The organism is Nocardioides marmorisolisilvae (assembly GCF_031656915.1).
In the GTDB taxonomy this organism is placed as follows: domain Bacteria; phylum Actinomycetota; class Actinomycetes; order Propionibacteriales; family Nocardioidaceae; genus Marmoricola; species Marmoricola terrisoli.
Genome location: NZ_CP134227.1, coordinates 543,116 through 563,134 on the forward strand (window position 1 = coordinate 543,116; position 20,019 = coordinate 563,134).

At 69.8% G+C, this 20,019-nt stretch carries 20 protein-coding genes; 7 read left to right on the forward strand and 13 right to left on the reverse strand.

Annotated elements, in window-relative coordinates; all coding sequences use genetic code 11:
* Nucleotide 1: 1 nt before the first annotated feature.
* Nucleotides 2–721 carry a histidine phosphatase family protein gene (locus Q9R13_RS02625; protein WP_310963499.1) on the reverse strand — a complete coding sequence of 240 codons (720 nt, stop codon included), beginning with the start codon at nucleotides 719–721 and terminating at the stop codon, nucleotides 2–4.
* A 50-nt stretch (nucleotides 722–771) separates the two neighbouring features.
* On the opposite strand from Q9R13_RS02625, the gene corA reads away from it, so the two are divergent.
* On the forward strand, nucleotides 772–1,752 hold the full coding sequence (gene corA / locus Q9R13_RS02630; RefSeq protein WP_310963500.1) for a magnesium/cobalt transporter CorA: 981 nt from the start codon (nucleotides 772–774) through the stop codon (nucleotides 1,750–1,752).
* Between the two features lie 6 nt (nucleotides 1,753–1,758).
* On the opposite strand, the gene Q9R13_RS02635 is transcribed toward corA, so the two are convergent.
* Nucleotides 1,759–2,586, reverse strand: a complete 828-nt coding sequence (locus tag Q9R13_RS02635) for an undecaprenyl-diphosphate phosphatase (protein WP_310963501.1) — start codon at nucleotides 2,584–2,586, stop codon at nucleotides 1,759–1,761.
* Nucleotides 2,587–2,660: 74 nt separating this feature from the next.
* Between Q9R13_RS02635 and Q9R13_RS02640 the strand changes: the two genes are divergently transcribed.
* Both Q9R13_RS02640 and Q9R13_RS02645 read left to right on the forward strand, forming a co-directional pair.
* Nucleotides 2,661–3,617, forward strand: a complete 957-nt coding sequence (locus Q9R13_RS02640; RefSeq protein ID WP_310963503.1) for an aldo/keto reductase — start codon at nucleotides 2,661–2,663, stop codon at nucleotides 3,615–3,617.
* On the forward strand, nucleotides 3,614–3,856 hold the full coding sequence (locus Q9R13_RS02645; RefSeq protein WP_310963504.1) for a DUF5703 family protein: 243 nt from the start codon (nucleotides 3,614–3,616) through the stop codon (nucleotides 3,854–3,856). The genes Q9R13_RS02640 and Q9R13_RS02645 overlap by 4 nt, the downstream gene beginning before the upstream one ends.
* A gap of 54 nt (nucleotides 3,857–3,910) precedes the next feature.
* Here Q9R13_RS02645 and Q9R13_RS02650 read toward each other — a convergent pair whose 3' ends face one another.
* A complete protein-coding gene (locus Q9R13_RS02650; RefSeq protein ID WP_310963505.1) occupies nucleotides 3,911–5,230 on the reverse strand; it encodes a M20/M25/M40 family metallo-hydrolase in 1,320 nt (439 codons plus the stop codon).
* Nucleotides 5,231–5,284: 54 nt separating this feature from the next.
* Here Q9R13_RS02650 and Q9R13_RS02655 point away from each other — a divergent pair, with 54 nt between their 5' ends.
* Both Q9R13_RS02655 and Q9R13_RS02660 read left to right on the forward strand, forming a co-directional pair.
* Entirely contained in the window at nucleotides 5,285–8,119 is a 2,835-nt protein-coding gene (locus tag Q9R13_RS02655) for a penicillin acylase family protein (protein ID WP_310963506.1), read from the forward strand.
* A 174-nt stretch (nucleotides 8,120–8,293) separates the two neighbouring features.
* Entirely contained in the window at nucleotides 8,294–8,857 is a 564-nt protein-coding gene (locus Q9R13_RS02660) for a M23 family metallopeptidase (RefSeq protein ID WP_310963507.1), read from the forward strand.
* Nucleotides 8,858–8,871: 14 nt separating this feature from the next.
* Here the strand turns inward: Q9R13_RS02660 and Q9R13_RS02665 are convergent, their stop codons facing one another.
* Genes Q9R13_RS02665 through Q9R13_RS02700 form a run of 8 tightly spaced genes read right to left on the reverse strand, consistent with a single transcriptional unit; the run spans nucleotide 8,872 to nucleotide 17,041 of the window.
* On the reverse strand, nucleotides 8,872–9,870 hold the full coding sequence (locus Q9R13_RS02665; RefSeq protein ID WP_310963508.1) for an NADPH:quinone reductase: 999 nt from the start codon (nucleotides 9,868–9,870) through the stop codon (nucleotides 8,872–8,874).
* 16 nt (nucleotides 9,871–9,886) lie between these two features.
* Complete coding sequence (locus tag Q9R13_RS02670; protein ID WP_310963509.1) at nucleotides 9,887–10,639, reverse strand: SDR family oxidoreductase; 753 nt, start codon at nucleotides 10,637–10,639, stop codon at nucleotides 9,887–9,889.
* Between the two features lie 32 nt (nucleotides 10,640–10,671).
* Nucleotides 10,672–12,132 (reverse strand): aldehyde dehydrogenase, encoded by a 1,461-nt coding sequence (locus tag Q9R13_RS02675; RefSeq protein WP_310963510.1) that lies wholly within the window; start codon nucleotides 12,130–12,132, stop codon nucleotides 10,672–10,674.
* Nucleotides 12,129–12,764 carry a hypothetical protein gene (locus Q9R13_RS02680; RefSeq protein ID WP_310963511.1) on the reverse strand — a complete coding sequence of 212 codons (636 nt, stop codon included), beginning with the start codon at nucleotides 12,762–12,764 and terminating at the stop codon, nucleotides 12,129–12,131. Before Q9R13_RS02680 ends, Q9R13_RS02675 begins: the two co-directional genes overlap by 4 nt.
* On the reverse strand, nucleotides 12,761–14,443 hold the full coding sequence (locus tag Q9R13_RS02685; protein WP_310963512.1) for a cytochrome P450: 1,683 nt from the start codon (nucleotides 14,441–14,443) through the stop codon (nucleotides 12,761–12,763). The genes Q9R13_RS02680 and Q9R13_RS02685 overlap by 4 nt, the downstream gene beginning before the upstream one ends.
* Nucleotides 14,440–15,231, reverse strand: a complete 792-nt coding sequence (locus Q9R13_RS02690; RefSeq protein WP_310963513.1) for an SDR family oxidoreductase — start codon at nucleotides 15,229–15,231, stop codon at nucleotides 14,440–14,442. Before Q9R13_RS02690 ends, Q9R13_RS02685 begins: the two co-directional genes overlap by 4 nt.
* On the reverse strand, nucleotides 15,228–16,460 hold the full coding sequence (locus Q9R13_RS02695; RefSeq protein ID WP_310963514.1) for a cytochrome P450: 1,233 nt from the start codon (nucleotides 16,458–16,460) through the stop codon (nucleotides 15,228–15,230). Before Q9R13_RS02695 ends, Q9R13_RS02690 begins: the two co-directional genes overlap by 4 nt.
* Nucleotides 16,461–16,462: 2 nt before the next feature.
* On the reverse strand, nucleotides 16,463–17,041 hold the full coding sequence (locus tag Q9R13_RS02700) for a TetR/AcrR family transcriptional regulator (protein ID WP_310963515.1): 579 nt from the start codon (nucleotides 17,039–17,041) through the stop codon (nucleotides 16,463–16,465).
* Between the two features lie 78 nt (nucleotides 17,042–17,119).
* Here Q9R13_RS02700 and Q9R13_RS02705 point away from each other — a divergent pair, with 78 nt between their 5' ends.
* Entirely contained in the window at nucleotides 17,120–17,968 is an 849-nt protein-coding gene (locus tag Q9R13_RS02705; RefSeq protein WP_310963516.1) for an LLM class F420-dependent oxidoreductase, read from the forward strand.
* Between the two features lie 11 nt (nucleotides 17,969–17,979).
* On the opposite strand, the gene Q9R13_RS02710 is transcribed toward Q9R13_RS02705, so the two are convergent.
* Both Q9R13_RS02710 and Q9R13_RS02715 read right to left on the reverse strand, forming a co-directional pair.
* Nucleotides 17,980–18,990 (reverse strand): aldo/keto reductase, encoded by a 1,011-nt coding sequence (locus tag Q9R13_RS02710; RefSeq protein WP_310963517.1) that lies wholly within the window; start codon nucleotides 18,988–18,990, stop codon nucleotides 17,980–17,982.
* A gap of 9 nt (nucleotides 18,991–18,999) precedes the next feature.
* The gene (locus tag Q9R13_RS02715) at nucleotides 19,000–19,146 is read right to left on the reverse strand and encodes a hypothetical protein (RefSeq protein ID WP_310963518.1); all 147 of its coding nucleotides are present in this window, start codon (nucleotides 19,144–19,146) and stop codon (nucleotides 19,000–19,002) included.
* A gap of 29 nt (nucleotides 19,147–19,175) precedes the next feature.
* Between Q9R13_RS02715 and Q9R13_RS02720 the strand changes: the two genes are divergently transcribed.
* The gene (locus Q9R13_RS02720; RefSeq protein ID WP_310963519.1) at nucleotides 19,176–20,018 is read left to right on the forward strand and encodes a helix-turn-helix transcriptional regulator; all 843 of its coding nucleotides are present in this window, start codon (nucleotides 19,176–19,178) and stop codon (nucleotides 20,016–20,018) included.
* The last annotated feature ends 1 nt before the right edge of the window (nucleotide 20,019 follow it).

Here is a 20,019-nt window from a genome sequence, read left to right on the forward strand (position 1 = left end):
CCTACGAGGTGTGCTCGCCGGTTCCCGTGCCGCCACCGAGCGCCGCGTCGGCTCGGGGACGGTGCCGGCCGCGACTGTGACCACGTGGTGCGGGCCTGAGGTGCTCGAGCGAGCCCGAGGTGGAGTTCATCGTCAGCACGAACGTGCGTCCGGACGTGTAGCGGACCACCGACAGGCTCGCGGGGTCGACGACGATCCGCTGGAACTGGTCGAGGTGCATGCCCAGCGCATCGGCCAGCACCGCCTTGATCACGTCACCGTGGGATACCGCGAGCCACACCGCGCCGTCGCCATGCTCGGCGGCGACGGCAGTGTCACGGTCCCGGATCGCGGCGATCGCACGCGCGGACACCTCAGGCAGCGACTCGCCGCCGGGGAACCGCGCCGCCGACGGCTGCCCCTGCACGACCTTCCACAGCGGCTTGCGGGCCAGCTCGGACAGCTTCTGAGCCGTCCACTCGCCGTAGTCACACTCGGTGAGCCGCTTGTCCGGCCGCACCCGCAGGCCGCGGTCGCCTACGAGCAGCCGCGCAGTCTCCCGGCAGCGCTCCAGCGGGCTGGTGACGACGGTGGCCAGCGGCAGCCCCGCGAGGCGGTCGGCGGCCGCGCGCGCCTGATCGCGCCCGCGTTCGTCGAGCCGTACGCCCGGGGTCCGGCCGGCGAGCAGGCCCGTCGCGTTCGCCTCGGTGCGTCCGTGCCGCGCCAGGATCACGATCGACATGCGGTGAGCCTACGCAGGCGGACGCGGTTCGGCTCCTACCGTGGGGTCCGATGATCGTGGACAACGCCCTCTACCGGCAGGGGCGACGGGTCGACTCCGGCCTGTCGACGGAGGATCTCGCCGGCGTGCGCGCCCAGGCCGTCGAAGCCGACGACTTCGTGTGGGTGGGGCTGTTCGAGCCCACCGAGGCGGAGCTCGAGGCCGTCGCGGACCTCTACGACCTGCATCCGTTGGCCGTCGAGGACGCCTTGCGCGCTCACCAGCGCCCCAAGCTCGAGCGCTACGACGAGTCGATCTTCCTCACGGTCAAGACGCTGTGGTACGTCGACGCCGACGACCAGGTCGAGACCGGCGAGGTGAACATATTCGTCGGACCTCGCTTCGTGATCACGGTGCGGCACGGCGAGGGCAGCGCCCTGCACGAGGCGAGGGTGACCCTCGAGCGCACCGAGAACGTCCTCGCGCACGGTCCCTCCGCGGTGATCTACGCCGTGTGCGACACGATCGTGGACCGCTACGAGGACGTCGCCGCCTCCCTCGTCGAGGACGTGGACGAGGTGGAGGCATCGGTCTTCTCCACCGATCGGACCAAGGACGCCGAGCGGATCTACGTCCTCAAGCGCGAGCTGGCCGAGATGCGCCGCGCGGTGATGCCCCTGCGTGACCCGATCAACCGCTTCATCTCCGGCACAGTCCGTGGCGTCGACCCGGCCGCAGGGCCGTACTTCCGCGATGTCGGCGACCACCTCGCCCGCGTGGCGGACACGATCGAGTCGCTCGACTCCCTGCTGTCGTCGGCCTTCGACGCCCACATCGCGCAGATCTCCATCCAGCAGAACGACGACATGCGGAAGATCTCCGCCGCCGTGGGACTGGTGGCGGGGCCGACCCTGATCGCCGGCATCTACGGCATGAACTTCGACAGGATGCCCGAGCTGCACTGGCCGCTCGGCTATGCCTACGCCCTGATCCTGATGGCGACGAGCTCACTGACCGTGTGGATCATCTGCAAGCGCGCCGGTTGGCTGTAGTCGGGCTCAGGTCGCGGACATCACGCCGGTGGCGAGCAGCACGATCACGACGAGGCCCAGCGCCACCCGGTAGGGCACGAACTTCCCGATGCTGTGGTGCGCGACGAACCTCAGCAGCCACGCGATCGACGCGTAGGCCACGACGAAGCTGACCACCGTGCCCACGAGCAGCTGGCCGGCCACGATGTTGCCACTGAGGGCGTCCTTGAGCTCGAAGAGCCCGGCCGCGATCAACGCCGGGATGGACAGGAAGAAACTGAGTCTGGTCGCGGTCACACGATCGAGGTCGCGCAGCAGCCCGGCGGAGATGGTGGCACCGGAGCGGGACACCCCCGGCACCAGCGCGATGCACTGCACCACGCCCACCACCAGAGCATCGCGCATGTTGAGCTCGGGCTCGTGGCGTCGCTGGCGACCCATCCGCTCGGCGTACAGCATCACCGCGCTCCAGAGGATCAGTGCGACGGCCACCACCCACAGCGAGCGCAGGTCGTTGGTGATGAAGTCCTTGAACACCAGTCCAACGATGCCGATCGGGATGGTGCCGACGATGACGTACCAGCCCATCCGGTGGTCGAGAGTGCCGCGGTACTCCGCCTGGACGAGTCCCCGCAGCCACGCCACCGCGATCCGCCAGATGTCCTTGGCGAAGAACAGGATCACCGCGGCGATGGCGCCCATCTGGATCACCGCGGTGTAGCCGGTCACGTCCTTGGCCGCCACGTCGAGGCCGAGCCACTTCTCGACGATGGTCAGGTGGCCGGTGCTCGAGACGGGCAGGAACTCGGTGAGTCCCTCCACGATCCCGAGGATGACGGCGTCCAGGTAGTTCATGGCCGCGAAGCCTACGGGCCCGTGGGCGGCGTGCCGGACCCGACGCCCCGACGGGCACTGGATAACGTGTGCCCATGCAGCAACGGCTCCTGGGCCACACCGGGCTGAAGGTCTCCCGGCTGGGTCTGGGCACGATGACGTGGGGACGCGACACCGACGAGCACGAGGCACGCGACCAGTTGCGCGCGTTCGTCGAGGCCGGCGGCAACCTGGTCGACACCGCAGCCGGCTACACCGAGGGCGACTCCGAGCGCCTGATCGGCAGCCTCATCGGCGACATCGTCCACCGGGACGAGGTCGTGATCGCCACCAAGGCCGGCATCGGCCGGCGCAGCGGTGGCACGCGGGTCACCAACGCGTCTCGGGGATTCCTGATCAGCAGCCTCGACCAGTCCCTGCACCGCCTGGGTGTCGACCACGTCGACCTCTGGCAGGTGCACACCTGGGTGGACGACGCGCCGCTCGAGGAGACCCTTGGCGCGCTCGACTACGCGGTGAGCACCGGGCGTGCGGCGTACGTCGGGATCTCGAACTACACAGGCTGGCAGACCGCCCAGGCGGCGACCTGGCAGCGGGCGGTCCCCGGCCGTGCGCGGCTCGCCTCTACCCAGATGGAGTACTCCCTGCTCAACCGGAGCATCGAGGCCGAGGTGCTCCCGGCTGCGCAGGCGCTCGGGCTGGGCGTGCTGCCCTGGTCGCCGCTGGGTCGTGGCGTGCTGACCGGCAAGTACCGCGGCGGGGTCCCGGCCGACTCCCGGGCGGCCTCGCCGCACTTCGCGTCCTTCGTCACCAACGTGCTCGGCGAACGATCCGAGCGGATCGTGGAGGCCGTCGTCCGAGCCGCCGAGGGGTTGGACTGGACCCCGCTGGAGGTAGCGCTCGCCTGGGTCAGGGACCGTCCCGGAGTCACCGCCCCGATCGTCGGTGCGCGCACCGCAGCACAGTTGAAGGCATCCCTGCTCGTGGAGGAGTGCGAGCTGCCGACCGAGCTGGTGGCGGCCCTGGACGACGTCTCGGGGACGCCCAGATGAGCTCGGCGAAGGAGCGCAACCTGCAGCGTCGGGCCCTGCGGCCCGGCGTCGAGTACGAGTTCGACCAGATCACCCTGGGTCCCGAGCTGTCCCGCAACGTGGTGACCCGGCTGCTCGTGGACCGGGCCGAGCACGGCGGCTGGGAGCTCGACCGCCTGAGGCTGGCCCCCGACGGCACCCGACGGGTCGTCCTGCGCCGTAGGGTCATCCGGCAGCGGCAGCTGTTCTACGCGATCTAGTCAGGACAGCCACGGCTCACGCAGCAATGCTTCGGCGAGGGGAGCGCGTGACCCTCAGATCTTCCCGAGGAACCGGTCGAAGACCCGGGCGCCGAACTCGAGGGCGTCCACCGGCACCCGCTCGTCGACCCCGTGGAACAGGGCGGTGAAGTCGAGGTCGGCGGGCAGGCGGAGCGGGGTGAACCCGAACGACTTCATCCCGATTCCGGTCCAGTACTTGGCGTCCGTGCCGCCGCTCATCAGGTACGGCGCGACCAGCGCGTCAGGGTCCTCGTCGAGGATCGACGCGGTGATCGCGTCGGCCACGGCGCCGTCGTACGACGTCTCCAGACCGGGCATCCGGACCTCGTGGTCGATCGTGACGTCAGGTCCGGCGAGCTCGGCGAGGGTGGCGAAGAACTCGTCTTCGTAACCCGGCAGGAAGCGTCCATCGACCCAGCCGTTCGCCTCCCCGGGCACGACGTTCACCTTGTACCCCGCTTCGAGGCGGGTCGGGTTGGTCGTGTTGCGGATGACGGCTCCGAGCATCCTCGCCGCCGAGCCGAACTCCTCGACGAGCCGTTCGGCATTCTCAGGTGTGGCCTCCGTGCCGGCGAGCTCGGCGACCGAGGCGAGCAGTACCTGCATCGTCGGGGTCAGCCGCACCGGCCACTGGTGCTGTCCGATCCGTGCCACCGCGCCCGCGAGGGTCGAGACGGCGTTGTCGGGGTGCACCATCGACCCGTGGCCGGCGTGACCACGGGCCGTGAGGCGCATCCAGGCCATCCCCTTCTCGGCCGCCTCGATCAGGTACAGCCGTCGTCCACGCACGGTCGTGCTGAAGCCGCCGACCTCCCCCACCGCACTCGTACAGCCGTCGAAGTGCGCGCGTTGGTGCTCGACGAGCCAGCCGGCGCCCTTCGCTCCCCCCGCCTCCTCGTCGGCGGTGAAGCAGAGCACCAGCGGACGGGCGGGAACCGCGCCGGCGCGCGCACGGGCGCGCACTGTCGAGAGCAGCATCGCGTCGAAGTCCTTCATGTCGACGGCACCGCGGCCCCAGATCTGCCCGTCGACGACCTCGCCGGAGAACGGGTCGTGGGTCCAGTCCGAGGCCTGGGCCGGGACGACGTCGAGGTGCCCGTGCAGCAGCATCGGCTCGCCGGTCTCACCACCCCAGTGGGCGACCACGGAGGTGCGGCCCGGCTCCGACTCATACAGGCGCGGCTCGATGCCGACGTCGTCGAGGAGCTGCGCGACGTGCTCGGCGGCCTTCCGCTCGCCCGGTCCGGCCGCGTCGCCGTAGTTGCTGGTGTCGATCCGGATCAGGTCACGACAGATCTCGACGACCTCGGCGGCCGGGTCGTGGGCACGGTCATCGGGGGCGGTGGCGCTCATCGGTCCACGGTAACGGTCCGTCACCCGAGGACCGAGTGCGTCGTTGGAGAAGTCATGCCCCCACGTCGTGTCGCGCTCGCGGCTGCCTGCCTGCTCTCCTCCGCAGCACTGGTGGTCGCGGCACTCCCCCAAGCCACCGCTGCCGAGCAGGACGGGCCCGGCTACCGGGTGCACGACTACGCCGACGGCCAGGCGATGAGCATCCTCCCGCCCGGCGAGAACGGTCTGGTCAACGCCACGGACCTGCTCACCTTCGAGACCATGAAGAAGCGACCGCCGTACAGCGACGACCAGCTGTCGAAGTACGCGAACCTGCTCTACGGCTACCACTCGCTGACGGACGGCACGCTGGGCCGCTACTACGACGACGAGTCGTTCGGGGTACGGCCCGGGGACGTGACGCGCACGGAGAAGCCCGAGACGGGCGTCACCGTCTACCGCGATCAGCACGACGTCCCGCACATCTACGGGTCCACCGATGCGGCGGCGGCGTTCGGCGCCGGCTACACCCAGGCCGAGGATCGACTCTTCCTCATGGACGTGCTGCGCCACTATGGAGAGGGCACCCTTGCCTCCTTCCTCGGCAGCAGCTGCGAGTTCGAGCAGATGGACCACGACGAGCTGCTCCTCGCGCCCTACACCAAGGCACGGGCCGAGAAGCAGATCCAGGCCATGGCGGCCTCCCACGGCACCACTGGCCGGCGCGCGAAGACGATGCTGGACAACTACGTCGCCGGGGTGAACGCCTACATCTCCAAAGCGACGCTCGACCCCAGCCTTCTGCCGGCGGACTACGGTGCTGCCGTCGGGCTGCCGCAGAAGTGGTCGACGTACGACGTGGTCGCGATCGCCGGTCTCATCGGCGGCATCTTCGGTCGGGGCGGCGGGGCGGAGATGGCCGACGCCAACCTGCTGGAGTACCTCCAGCACCGGTACGGCGACCACAGGGGCGCCCGGATGTACCGCGAGATCAACCACCAGGACGACCCGTCCGCTCCGACGACCGTCACGGATCGGGTGTTCCGCTACGACCTGCCGACGGCTGCGGTGCACCGCTCGTTGACCGCCCTGCCGGACTACCGCAAGGCGCTGACCGGCGGACCTGTCTCGACGTCGCCGTCCTGCACCAGTGCCGCGCCCAGTGCCCCGACGCTGAGCGCGAAGGCGACGCGGGCCGAGAAGGCGCAGGTGCTGGCGAGCAACATCGTGCACGCCCTGGACGCGATGCCCCAGCACATGAGCAACGCTCTGGTCGTCAACGGCAGCCACACCCGCTCCGGCCACCCGATCGCCGTGTTCGGACCACAGGTGTCCTACTTCGCCCCGGAGATCTTGTCGTTGGAGGAGATCCAGTCGCCGCACTACTCCGCCGAGGGTGCGTCCTTCCCTGGTACCGGACTCGTTGAGCTGGGTCGCGGCCGAGACTATGCGTGGTCGGCCACGTCCGCCGGCAGCGATGTCATCGACCAGCGGGTCGAGAAGGTCTGCAACCCGACGGGCGGCGCGCCGGCGGCCCAGGGCACGTTCTACCTCTACAAGGGTCGTTGCCGTGCGATGGTCCACGAGACCTACTCCGAGACCGCGGTCCCGAAGCCAGGCGGGATCGGTGCCCCGGTGACGCTGCGACACGACATCTACCGCACCCGGCACGGCGTCGTGCAGGGCTGGACGACGGTGCGCGGCAAGCCGGTCGCGATCGTCAACCAGCGGTCGACGTACAACCACGACATCGACTCGGTGATCGGCTTCCTCCAGTACGGCGAGCCGGGGTACGTCCACGACGTCCACTCCTGGATGCGGGCCGCGAGCCACATCAACTACACGTTCAACTGGTTCTACGTGGACAACCGGGACACCGGCTACTTCGTGAGCGGCGCCGACCCGAGGCGCAATCCCCATGCGGACACGTCATTGCCCACCTGGGGCACGGGTGCGGCGGAGTGGCGAGGCTTTCTGCGCCCGCGCGAGCACGTTCACGAGGTCGACCCGAAGCAGGGCTTTTTCGTCAGCTGGAACAACAAGCCGGCTCCCGGGCAGGCCGACGATGGTGGCTACGCCTATGGTCAGACCTATCGGTCCGTGCTGCTGGTCAAGCAGCTGAGGAAGCAGCTACGACGCACCCACGACAAGGTGACGCGCGCCGACGTCGTCAAGGCGATGGAGACGGCCGCGAGCCAGGATCTCGACGGGGTCGAGGTGATGCCGTTGCTGCTGAAATACGTGCACGGACACCACCACACGGTCGGAGTGGCGAGCATGCTCCATCAGCTGAGGTCCTGGGCGACCGCCGGGGCGCATCGGCTCAAGGCACACGCCGGTGACGCCGAGTACGCCCACCACGCTGCGATCGCGATCAGCGACGAGCTGATGCCAGACCTGATCACGCGGCTCTACGGTCGCATCCTGGGCGGCCAGGGCACAGGTGGGGTCGCCTCCACCGGGGGCGCCACCGTCAACGGGTTCGCCACGGTCCCGATGCAGTGGGTGAACACCCCCAACTCGGGCGGGTCGCACCTCGGCTCGGCGTACGACGGCGGCTTCGAGGGCTATGTCATGTCGACCCTCCAGCAGCTGCTCGGCAGGCATCCGCGGGACGGCTTCAGCGCGGTGCTGCGCAGGCATGAGTGCGACGGCGGCGCCTCGACCTGTCGGCGTGCGGTCGAGGGAGCCCTGAACGAGGCGTACCAGGCGCTGGTCAAGGCCAACGGCACCACGGATGTGAGCGCCTGGAGCGCGTCCTCCGAGTCTGCGGCGGCCAAGGAGAGCATGCCGGTGCACGACTCGATCGCCTTCCGTGCGCTCGGCATCGTGGGCCAGCCGAACATCGACTGGCAGAACCGGCCGACCTTCCAGCAGGTGGTGGAGTTCCCCCGGCACCGTGCACGCTGATGGCTGCTCCCGGCATGTGATTCCGGTCGCGTTCCCCGCGAGGACCCGGCCGCTCGACGTGACCGCGGTTACGGAATTCGCGGCCTCGACTTGAGCCGCGCCGGGACCGCATGGCTCACTGGTGCGCAGTCTGCTTGCAAAAGTTAGCAGATTGCGAGCAGAAGGAGTCATCCGATGTCCAGACGTCATCGCGGCCTGCGCGCCGTGGGCCGCACGGTGGCTGGAGTGCCGCTCGTCGTCGGGCTTGGCCTGTTGCTGCCGGCCCACGCCGCGGCCCACGCGGGCACCACTATCCCGCCGTTCCGCACCGTCGCCGGCGACGTGCTGCGCCCGAACCCGGCGCGGTGGGTGCTCCCCACCGAGGGCTACCACCTGACCGGCCGCTTCGGTGATGTCAGCGGCCTCTGGCACACCGTGCACACCGGGCTCGACTTCGCCGCGCCCTACGGCACCCCGATCCGCGCGGTCTCGGGCGGCGTGATCGTGTCGACGGCGTACGACGGCTCATACGGCAACAAGACCGTCGAGCGGCTGCCGGACGGGACCGACCTCTGGTACGCCCACCAGAGTGCGTTCGCGGTGCAGCCCGGCACTCAGGTCGTCCCCGGTCAGCTGATCGGATACATCGGCACGACCGGCAACACCACCGGCCCCCATGTGCACCTCGAGGTCCGTCCGGACGGCGGCGCGCCCATCGATCCGTTCACCGCGCTCGAGGCCCACGGCCTGCACCCCTGAGGGGTCCCGGGCGCTCAGGGCAGCAGCACGAGCCGTCGTCCCGCCAGATCGCCTGCCTCGATCCGTCGATGTGCCGTCTGTGCCGCCGAGAGCGGCAGGACGTCCTCGATGCGGGCACTGATCCGTCCCTCGGGAAGAAGGGTGTTGATCGCGTCGGCCGCCGCCGAGAGGTCGTCGACGCCTGCGTTGCTGATCGCGAACCCGACCAGCCGGCCGTCGCGGGTGTAGAGATCCCCCACCGGAAGCGCAGGGCGGGCATCCATGCCGGCGGCGAGAACGATCCGGCCCCCGTGCGCGAGCATCGCGACGGCGGCGTCGAGGTCGTGGTGCCCGGAGGTGTCCCAGTGGACGTCGACGCCGGCCGGTGCGAGCGCGCGGACCTGGTCGGTCAGGTCCGCGGCACGGTAGTCCACTACCGCGTCCGCCCCGGCGGCCCGGCAGTGGTCGAAGTCTCGGGGCCGTGCGCTGGCGAGCACCCGGGCGCCTGCCGCCGCCGCGAGCTCGATCGCGGCGGTTCCCACGTTGCCGGCTCCGCCACCGACGAGCACGGTCTCCCCCACCCTGGTGGCTGCCTCTCGGAAGAGGCCGAGGTGCGCTGTCGCCGCCGGATGGACGACGGCCACTGCGGTGACCGGGTCCACCCCGTCGGGCAGCCGGTAGAGCCGATCCACGGCGACCACCGCGTACTGCGAGGCCGCGCCCTGCCGGCCGTCGTGACCCAGGCTGTTGGACCAGACCCGCTGCCCCACCGCGAAGGCGTCGACGCCGGCGCCGCGGTCGACGACGGTGCCGACCAGGTCGCGTCCGATCACGAACGGGAACGGGGTCGGCGTTGGGTAGGCCCCCGAGCGAACGAACGTGTCGACGTGGTTCACCGACACCGCCTCGACCGCCACCAGGACGTCCGTCGGCCCGGGGCGTGGCACCGGCAGCTCGCCGTACCGGATGTGGTCGGCAGGGCCGAGCTCCTCGATGTAGGCCGCTGCCATCGTCGGGGGGACGAGAGGTGCCATGTGGCCAGTATCGCGGCTACAACCGGAAGGTCTGCCCGCCGTCGACCGCCAGCACCTGGCCAGTCACCCAGGACGCGTCGTCGGAGAGCAGGAACTTCGCTGCGCCGAGCATGTCGGTAGGTGTCCCGAGGCGCTTGAGAGCGAGCCCCTTCACCAGCTCCTTGGCGGCCTCGCCGGCCTGGATCCGGGTGGCCTCGGTGTCCGTGGGGCCCGGTGCGATCGCGTTGACGCGGATGTTCATCCCGCCGAGCTCGTGGGCCAGCTGCTGGGTGAGCCCGTTGATGCCCACCTTCGCCAGGCCGTAGAACCCCGAGTAGAGGTAGGCCGCGGTGCTGGACTGGTTGACGATCGAGCCGCCGCCCCGCTGCTGGAGGTGCGGATACACGGCGCGGGTCATCAACAGGGCGCCGTTGAGGTTCACCGCCATGAACTGCTGGTAGTAGTCCCAGTCGACGCTGATCAGCAGGTCGAACTTCATCGCGCCATAGATCGCGGCGTTGTTGATGAGCCCGTCGATGCCGCCGTACGTCGAGACCGCGGCGATGGCCAGTGCGGCCGTGGACTCCGGCGACGACACGTCGACGGTCACGAACGACGCCTCTCCGCCGTCGGCGCGGATCTTCTCGGCGACCTGCTCCCCGAGCTCGGCGTTGAGGTCGGCGACGATGACCGACGCCCCTTCGGCGGCCAGCCCCCGGGCATAGACCTCGCCGATTCCCTGGGCGGCGCCGGTGATGATGATGACCTTGTCCTGGAAGCGCATCCGCATTCTCTCCTCGTCCGTTGGAGTGGTCCGGCCGGTCAGGCGGGCTCGGCGATGGTCTTCGTCTCGAGGTACTCCTCGAATCCGGCGACGCCCATCTCGCGGCCGAGACCGGAGTGCTTGTAGCCGCCGAACGGCACGTCGGGGCTGAACCACACCCCGCCGTTGACGGCCATCGTCCCGGTCCTGATCCGTGCTGCCACCGCCCGCGCGCGCACGGGATCGGCGGAGTCCACCGAGCCCGAGAGGCCGTAGGCGGAGTCATTGGCGATCCGGACGGCATCGTCGTCCCCGTCGTGCGGGATCACCACGAGCACCGGCCCGAAGATCTCCTCCTGGGCCAGCCGGGAGGAGTTGTCCAGCCCCGCGACCACCGTGGGCTCGACCCACCAGCCGTCGCGCTCGATCACGTGACCGCCGGTGGCGAACGTGCCGCCCTCCTCCTCCGCCAGGCGCAGATAGGAGGCGACCCGGTCGCGCTGCACCTGCGAGATCACCGGGCCACAGACAGCGCCGGGATCGGACGGGTCCTTGACTCCGATCGACTCCATCGTCGCCGCGGCGGAGCGCACCGCCTCATCGTACCGATCGCGGGGGACGACCAGCCTGGTGGTCAGCGCACAGCCCTGCCCGGCGTGGATGCACGCCGCGAACGCGGTCGCCGCTGCCGCGGCGGCGACGTCCGCATCGTCGAGCACGATCGCCGCCGACTTGCCGCCGAGCTCGAGGAACACCCGCTTCAGCGTGGTCGCTGCCGCGGCCATGATCGCCTTGCCGGTCGCTGTCGAGCCGGTGAAGGAGACCATGTCCACGCGGGGGTCCGTGGTCAGCATCGCGGCGACGTCGTTGCTGTGCGGCGTCACCACGTTGAACACGCCTGCGGGGATGTCGGTGCGCTCGGCCACCAGCCGGCCGAGCTCGCAGGCCACCCACGGCGTGTCCGGCGCCGGCTTCAGCACGACCGTGCACCCCGCCGCCAGGGCAGGACCGACCTTGGCCAGATTGATCTGGGTCGGCACGTTCCACGGTGTGATGGCAGCGACGACGCCCACCGGCTCGCGTCGTACCGTGCGACGCGAGGCGATTCCCATCGGCGACGCGGTCCCCAGGTCGGACTCGAACGCATAGCCTGCAGCGAGGTCGGTCACCCATCTCAGGCCCTCGACGGGTACGTCGAAGCCCGCCGCGCCCATCATGAACGCCGGCATCCCCACCTCGGCCGTGGTGAGCGCGCGGAACGACTCGGCGTGGTCGAGCAGCGCCTGGCGGAGCTGGCGCAGGCAGCGGACCCGCAGCTCGCGGTCCGTGCACCACGACGATTCGTCGAATGCGCGACGTGCCGCCGCGATCGCCGTATCGACGTCGGAGCGGCTGGCGTCTGGGGCGCGCCCGATCTCGGTGCCGTCAGCCGGATTGTGGATCGGAAACGTCGCAGCGTCGCTCGCGCCGACGAGCTTGCCATCGACCAGCATCTGCGGCACCGGGGTGTCCAGCGTCATCGTGCACCACCGGACGTGGCGGGCTGATCAGTGTGCAGACCTGCGTCGACGGGCGGCGGCCACACGGTCGAGGGCAGGTCGGCCAGCCGGTAGTGGCCGGGCAGGTCCATGCCGTTCTGCGCCATCCGGTCGAGTAGGCCCTGGGGTGCATTCCCCGAGCCCGCGAGGGCGAGGAAGGTGTGTGCCGTCGAGCCGAGGTCGAACCAGTCGCGCTGCCAGCCGATCGAGACGCCGGTGCGGGCGTCTGGGTCGTCCACGAGCCCGAACCAGCTCCCACCGATGCCGAGGATCTCGTACTCGTGGCCGGTGGCGTCGTCGACGATGCCGGCACGCTGCCGCCAGAAGCCGACGACCATGCCGTTGCTCTCGTCCATCACGGTGGCGACGTAGTCGTAGTGCCAGCCGTCGAGTCCGTCCATCTCGGTGCCGAGGGCGCGCTCCCGGATCTCCTCACGGCCCACGGCCATGAAGTGCTCGTCGGGGGTGTACATCCATCCGTAGGTCGCGTCCAGGGAGTAGCGATCGGCGAGCAGTGCCCAGTCGTTGCGCTGCTCCGCCTCACGGTTGGCGTTCAGCCAGTCCTCCCAGAACGCCTCCATCCGGGCGCGGTCGAGGGTCACGGCTTCTGTCATCGGTCCTCCATGGTCAGGGCCATTGCAGGGCAGTACTTGACCGCGCGCTCCACCTGGGCGCGCTGGTCGTCGGACGGATGCTCGTCGAGGACGACGACGTTGTCGGCAACCTCGTCGAAGCCGAACACACCCGGCGCCTCGGGCTGGCACATCTGATGGGCCTGGCACAGATCCCGGTCGGCGCGCACGCGCAGCCCGGCCGGGGCGTCGATCGGGGTCGCCTCCCCCGCCGCCGGGTGCGGTCCGCTTCGCCCGCCAGTGGTACGCCGGCGGTAGGCGACCCGGCAGGGCTGCTCCAGTTGGATCACCATCTTGGAGGTGTCGTCACGGTAGGACTCCGACGGCTGCACCATCGCGAACTCGAAGTCGCGCAGCAGCACCGAGAAGATCGCCTTGAGCTGCATCATCGCGAAGGCGTTTCCCACACAGCGGTGTCGGCCGGCACCGAACGGGATCCACGTCCATCGGTTGGCCAGGTCCTCCTGGCGGGGGTCGAGGTAGCGCGCCGGGTCGAAGCGCTCCGGGTCGGGGAAGTCCTCGGGTATCCGGTTCGACACCCGGGGTGTGGCACCGACCATGGCGCCGGCGGGCACGGTGTGGCCGCCGATCTCGATGTCCTGCTGGGCCACCCGCAGCAACAGCACCAGCGGCGGGTGCAGGCGCAGCGTCTCCTTCAGCGCCGCCTCCAGCCGCGGGATCGAGCGGAGTGCCTGGAACGACACTTCGACGGACCCGGTTCCGTCGGGATCGGCGTAGAGCTCGTCGAGTTCGGCGGTGATGCCGGCCAGCACGTCGGGGTGGCGGAGCAGCTCGATCAGCGTCCAGGCCGCGGTCCCCGAGCTCGTGTGGTGTCCCGCGAACATCATCGAGATGAACATGCCGGTGATCTCGTCCGCGCTGAAGTGCTGGCTGCCGTCCGGATTCCTCAGCGCCATCAACACATCGAGCAGGTCCCGCTCGTCTTTGGGCAGGCCACCCTCGATCGTCGCCCCCTCCGCGAGCCGCCGGTCCATGATGCCCTGCACCAGTGCGACCAGGGCCAGCCTTGCGGCGTCGCGCTTGTGGAAGCTGTCGATGTCGGCGTAGGGGTCGACGAACGCGATCGCGTCGGTGCCCCGCTCGAGGTCGTGGTAGAGCCGGGCGAAGCTGCCGTCGAGCTCCTCCCGGAACCGCTGGCCGATGAGACAGGCCGAGGTGGTGTAGATGGTCAGCTCGGCGAAGAAGTCCAGCAGGTCGATCTCGCGCCATCCGTCGGCGGAGTCTCCCCAGTCGGCGACCATCCGGCGGATCTCGCGTTCGATCGTGGTCGCGTGACCGCGCATCATCTCGCCGCGGAGCGCCTGGTTCTTCAGCGCCTCCTTACGCTTCTCCGGCGTGGTGTCGAAGACGACGCCCTTGCCGAAGATCGGTGTCATGAAGGGGTACGCCGCCGCCTGGTCGAGGATCTCGTCGGGCGCCCGGAAGAAGACCTCGTTCACCTCTGCGCCGCTGACCAGCACGACGTCCTTGTCAGCGAGACGGAACCTGCCCACGTCGCCGCACTCCTGCCGGACCCGGGTGAGCAGCCCGATCGGATCGTGGCGAAGGTCCTCCAGATGGCCGTGCTCGTGCTCGGGGAACCGGCTGGAGACCTCCGGGATCCCGGCGAGGCCGGTGGAACGGTCCCTCACGTCTGTCATGGCGTCTCCTCGGTCGGGGTGAGATCTGGTTCGGGGTTGACCTCGACGAGCGGGATCGTGGTCCCCCTCGGCAGGTCGAGGACGTAGGCGATCACGTCGGCGACCGCGCCCGGCTTCATGAAGTGTCCGTTGCGGGTGAGCCCGAAGCGGCTCCAGCCGTCGAGGACCATGGCCGTGTCCGCTGTGCTCCAGTCCATGCCCATGCCGGTCATCGTGGGACCGGGCCGCACCACCGAGACGCGTACGCCGGTGCCCTCCAGCTCGAGCCTCAGCGACCGGGCCAGGCCTTCCACGGCCCACTTGCCGGTGGCGTAGGACGACATGAACGGACGGACGGTGTCGACGACGTCGGAAGACACCAGCAGGACGTCCCCACGACGCCGCTCGACCATTGCCGGCACGAATGCCCGCACCAACCGGTGCACGCCCAGCACGTTGACGTCGATCTCCCCCGCGAACTCGGCGGTGTCGACCTCGTGCACGCGGCCGGGGACGAGTCGCGCAGCGCTCGAGACCACCGCCTCCACGTCTCCGAGGTCGGCGGTCACCTTGGCGGCGAACGCCGCGACGGACTCGGCGTCCGTCACGTCGAGCGCATGCGCGACCGCCGTACCGCCGGCGTATCGGATCTGATCGACGACCTGCTCGCACTCGGTGGTCCGGCGCGCCCCGAGCGCGACCGGGAATCCGCGTGCCGCCAGGGCGACGGCAGTGGCCGACCCGATGCCCGAGGACGCGCCCGCGACCACGGTGGGGCGCCGGTCCGGCTGTGGGAGCCGTCGACTCATCGCGGCACCACCGAGATCGGCAGCTCGGCGAAGCCGCGGACGTTGGTCGAGTGCACCCGAACGGCTCGGTCGGCGTGGACATCGAAGGAGGAGAACCGACGGACAAACTCGGCGAGCACGACGCGCGCCTCGAGGCGGGCAAGGTTGGCGCCGAGGCAGTAGTGCTTGCCGGCGCCGAAGCTGAGGATCTGGGACAGCTCGTCGCGGTCGCGGCGCACGTCGTAGCGGTTCGGGTCGGTGAACACGCGCTCGTCTCGGTTGGCCGAGCCCACCAGCAGCAGCACCTTCGCTCCCCGGGGCGCCACCCGCCCGTGCAGCGACACGTCGGCACGCAGGTGCCGGGCCAGCATCTGGCTGGAGGTGTCGTGACGCAGCGTCTCCTCCACCCATGGCACGACCATTCCTGCGGTGCCCGCGGTCGGGTCCGCGAAGACGTCACGCACCTGGTCCGGGCGGGACCCGAGGTGGAAGAGCGCGTTGCCCAGCAGCTTGGTCGTCGTCTCGTTGCCCGCCACCACCATGAGGAACAGGAACGCAATGATCTCGTCATCGTCCAGCCGGTCGCCGTCCAGCTCGGCGGCCAGCAGCGCCGAGGTCAGGTCGTCGGTCGGCTGCCTGCGCCGCTGCGCGATCATGTCGGCGTAGTAGCCGACGAGCTCCAGCGAGGCAGCCATCCCTGCCGGGGGCACATCCTGGAGGCCGTCCTCACGGTGCACGACGAGGTCGGCGAGCCGGCGCACCTCGGCACGGTCCGCCGGCGGCACGCCCATCATCTGCGAGATCACGTCCATCGGGAGGAGACCGGCAAGCTGGCTGATCCACTCCAGGTCGATGTCCTGTGCGAGAGCGGCGTCGAGGTAGGTCTCGGTGAGCCGCTGGATCTCCGGTTCCAGCTCGCGGACCCGGCGTGGGGTGAAGGCACGCGACACCAGTTTGCGCAGCCGGATCTGCCGGGGCGGATCCATCGCGAGGAACGACATCACCTTGTGCGCGTCGGGCGTCCAGGCGCTCTTGTCGATGGAGACACCCATCGCGTTGGAGAACACCTCGTCGTTTCGCAGAGCGGCTCCGACGTCCTCGTGGCGGGAGATCACCCATAGGTCGTACGCCGCGCTGTGGTGGAACGGGTCCTCGGTCCGTAGTCGCGCATAGACCGGATAGGGATCCTCATGGAGGTGGTAGTCGTAGGGGTCGAAGACCAGCGGTGCGGAGGTTGCTGCGGTCGGCATGCTCAGTTGCCCCTCATGATCACTGCCACGACCGCGTCGAGGCGATCCGTCATCTCGTCGTAGGTCATCAAGCCCATCCCCGCCTGCAGCAGCGCACCGGAGAACGCCAGCACGAGGGTGTCGACCACGTCCGGGTCCGCGCTATCACCGAGGGCTCGCTGGAACCGGCGCACGAACTCGGCGCCGATCCGCAGCCGGAGCCGGTCGACGTCCGGATCGCTGCCCAGCAGGGCCGGCGTCACCGCGGCCGCGAGGGCGGGCTCCTTGGCGATCTGTCTTGCCAGCGCGCGCACCTCGGCACGAACTCGATCGGTCTCGTCCCGTGCGGGTCGCGGCGCGGGGACGTCGAGGGTGACGTGCCGCCAGAACAGCTCGGCGTAGAGGTGGTTCTTCGAGGCCAGGTAGGTGTACGCCGTGGCCGGTGACACGCCTGCTCGTTGGGCGACGGTCCGCACCGTCAGGGCCTCGTGGCCCACTGCTCTCAGCTCGTCCATCCCGGCAGCGAGCAACCGCTCGACCGTCTCCGCCTGGCGCGAGTTCAAGCCTCGCCGCGGAGATTCGCTGAGCACCTGACTGGACATCTGTCCAGGTTAAGCGGCCAGGTGTGCCACGACAAGCCCTTCTGCCGATCTTCTAGAACGCGTTCTATCGTTCGGTCCATGCGCAACGGAATCGTCCTGTTCAGCTCTGATCGAGGCATTGCTCCAGCGGACCTCGCCCGAGCCGCCGAGGAACGCGGCTTCGACACCATCTATGTGCCCGAGCACACCCACATCCCGGTGCGTCGTGACGCGCTGCATCCGACCGGGGGCGAGCAGCTGCCAGACGATCGCTACCTGCGCACGCTGGATCCATGGACGTCCCTGGCCACCTGCGCTGCGGTGACCCAGCGGATCGGGCTGTCGACCGCAGTCTGCCTGCCGGTGGAGTCGGACCCGATCACGCTCGCAAAGACGGTGGCCACCCTCGACCACCTCTCGGCCGGCCGCGTCACCATCGGCGCGGGATTCGGTTGGAACACCGACGAGCTCGGTGACCACGGCGTTCCCGCCGATCGGCGCCGTACCGTGCTCAAGGAGTACCTCGAGGCGATGCGCGCGCTGTGGACCGAGGAGGAGGCGGCCTACCACGGCGAGTTCGTGTCCTTCGGTCCGAGCTGGGCCTACCCCAAGCCACCGCAGGGCAGGGTCCCGGTCATCATCGGCGCGGGAGGCGGGCCGAAGACGATGAGATGGATCGCCCGGCACGCCGACGGCTGGATGACCACCCCCATCGAGACCGACGTCGCCGCACGAGCAAAGCTGCTGCGCGAGGAGTGGGCCGAAGCGGGCCGGGAGGGGCAGCCCGACATCCGCGTCCTGGTGGCCAAGAAGCCCACGGCCGAGGACCACGCCGACTGGGCCGCAGCCGGGGCGTCCGAGCTGATCTGGGGCGTGCCCGACGCCGACGAGTCCACGGTGCTTGCCCACCTGGACCGATTGTCCGCCCGCCTCGGCTCGGCCGGATAGGGCCGCAGACGTCAGGCGTCGATGTGGCTCATGTCGCCGTACCTGTTTCCGGCGACCGCACCGCGCGGCACGGCTCGCTCCACCGCCTCGAGGTCGTCCGGCGTCAGCTCGACCGCCAGTGCTCCGAGATTCTGCTCCAGGTAGCGCACCCGCCGGGTACCGGGGATCGGCACCACGCCGAGTCCCTCATCGCCCTGGGCGAGAACCCACGCGAGCGCCAGCTGGGCGGGCGTGCACCCCTTCTCGTCAGCCAGTCCGCGCACCCTCTCGACGAGCTCGAGGTTGGTGGCCAGGTTCTCGCCTTGGAACCGTGGGAAGGAGGCCGAGGCACGCCCGTCGCCCTGCTCGTGGCTGGCCCACTCCTGCTTGCCGGTGAGCATCCCCCGCCCGAGCGGCGAATACGGGACCAGGCCGATGCCGAGCTCGCGGATGGTCGGCAAGATCTCGTCCTCGAGGTCGCGGGTGAACAGTGAGTACTCGGTCTGCAGCGCCGTGATCGTGTGCTCCGCGTGGGCACGACGAATCGTGGCGGCCGATGCCTCGGAGAGACCCAGGTGCCGGACCTTGCCCGCCTCGACGAGCTCCTTCATCGCGCCGGCGGTCTCCTCGATCGGCACGGTCTTGTCGACGCGATGCTGGTAATACAGGTCGATGTGGTCGACACCGAGCCGCTGGAGCGATGCGTCGCAGGCCTTGCGCACGTAGTCGGGACTGCCGTTGATGCCGACCCGAGTTCCGTCCGGCAGCCGTTCGTTGCCGAACTTGGTTGCGAGCTGGACCTCGTCGCGACGGCCGGCGATGGCCTTGCCGACAAGCTGCTCGTTGGTGAACGGGCCGTACATGTCAGCGGTGTCGAGGAAGGTGACTCCGACATCGAGGGCGCGCTGGATGGTCTCGATGCCGCCACGCTCGTCGGGCGTGCCATAGAACTCCGACATGCCCATGCAGCCGAGGCCAAGTGCGGACACGGTGAGCGGCGCGGCGTTGCCGAGGACCGTCCGAGAAACCGAGGTGTTCGTCATGACGCTCAGTCAACTCCTCAGGCCAAGCCGCTGGGCCGCCCCACCCTCATCGACGACATCGACGCCGGCGTACGGCGTCCAGTGAGCAGACAGGCCCCCGAGCAGCGACCAGGACCGGTCCGCCCTTGCTGCGCCGGCCACGGCGACGCCGTGCATCTCCTCCTCGCAGGGAGTTGGATCGGGGGATGTCCTCCAGCGAGCTCGGGACCCAGTTGCGGATGTGGCGCGACCGCCTCACACCGAGCGCGGTCGGGTTGCCGACCCAGCCACGACGTCGCGCGCCGGGGCTGCGGCGCGAGGAGGTAGCCCAGCTGGCCGGCCTCTCGGGTGACTACCTGGTGCGGTTGGAGCAGGGACGCGCTCGGCATCCGTCCGCCCAGGTGGTGCAGGCGCTGGCGCGGGCGCTGCGGTTCGATGACGAGGAGCGCGACCGGCTCTACCGGATGGCCGGGCAGCCGCCGCCCGGGTCGGACCTGATGGACCGGCACCTCTCGCCGAGCATTGCCAGGATCGTGGACCGGCTCGGCGAGATCCCGGTGACGGTGATCGATGCCGCGTGGCAGACCGTCGTACAGAACCGTGCGGCCGACGCCCTCTTCGGAGACGTCTCGGCCGAGACGGGACGCGGGCGCAACCGTGCCTGGCGAACCTTCATGGACGTCCCCGGCATGGGCCGCCTCGAGCCGCAGACCAGGTCGATGGTCGAGCGCGACGTCGTGGCCGACCTGCAGGCGGCGCTGATCCGGCTCCCGAAGGACCCCGACCTTGCCTCACTTGTGGCCGACCTACGCGCGCAGAGCCCGCGGTTCGCAGAGCTGTGGAGCACCACGCCCGCGCGGGTGCGAGGTGCGCAGCGCAAGACGCTCGAACATCCAGTCGTAGGGCGGATGACCGTCGACTGCGACGTACTGACCGTGCACGGCAGCGACCTGCAGATCGTCGTGTTCACCGCTGAGCCAGGGTCGCCCGACGCCGACGCCCTCGCGATGGCCATCGTCGTCGGGCTCCAGGACATGTCGGTGCCCTGAG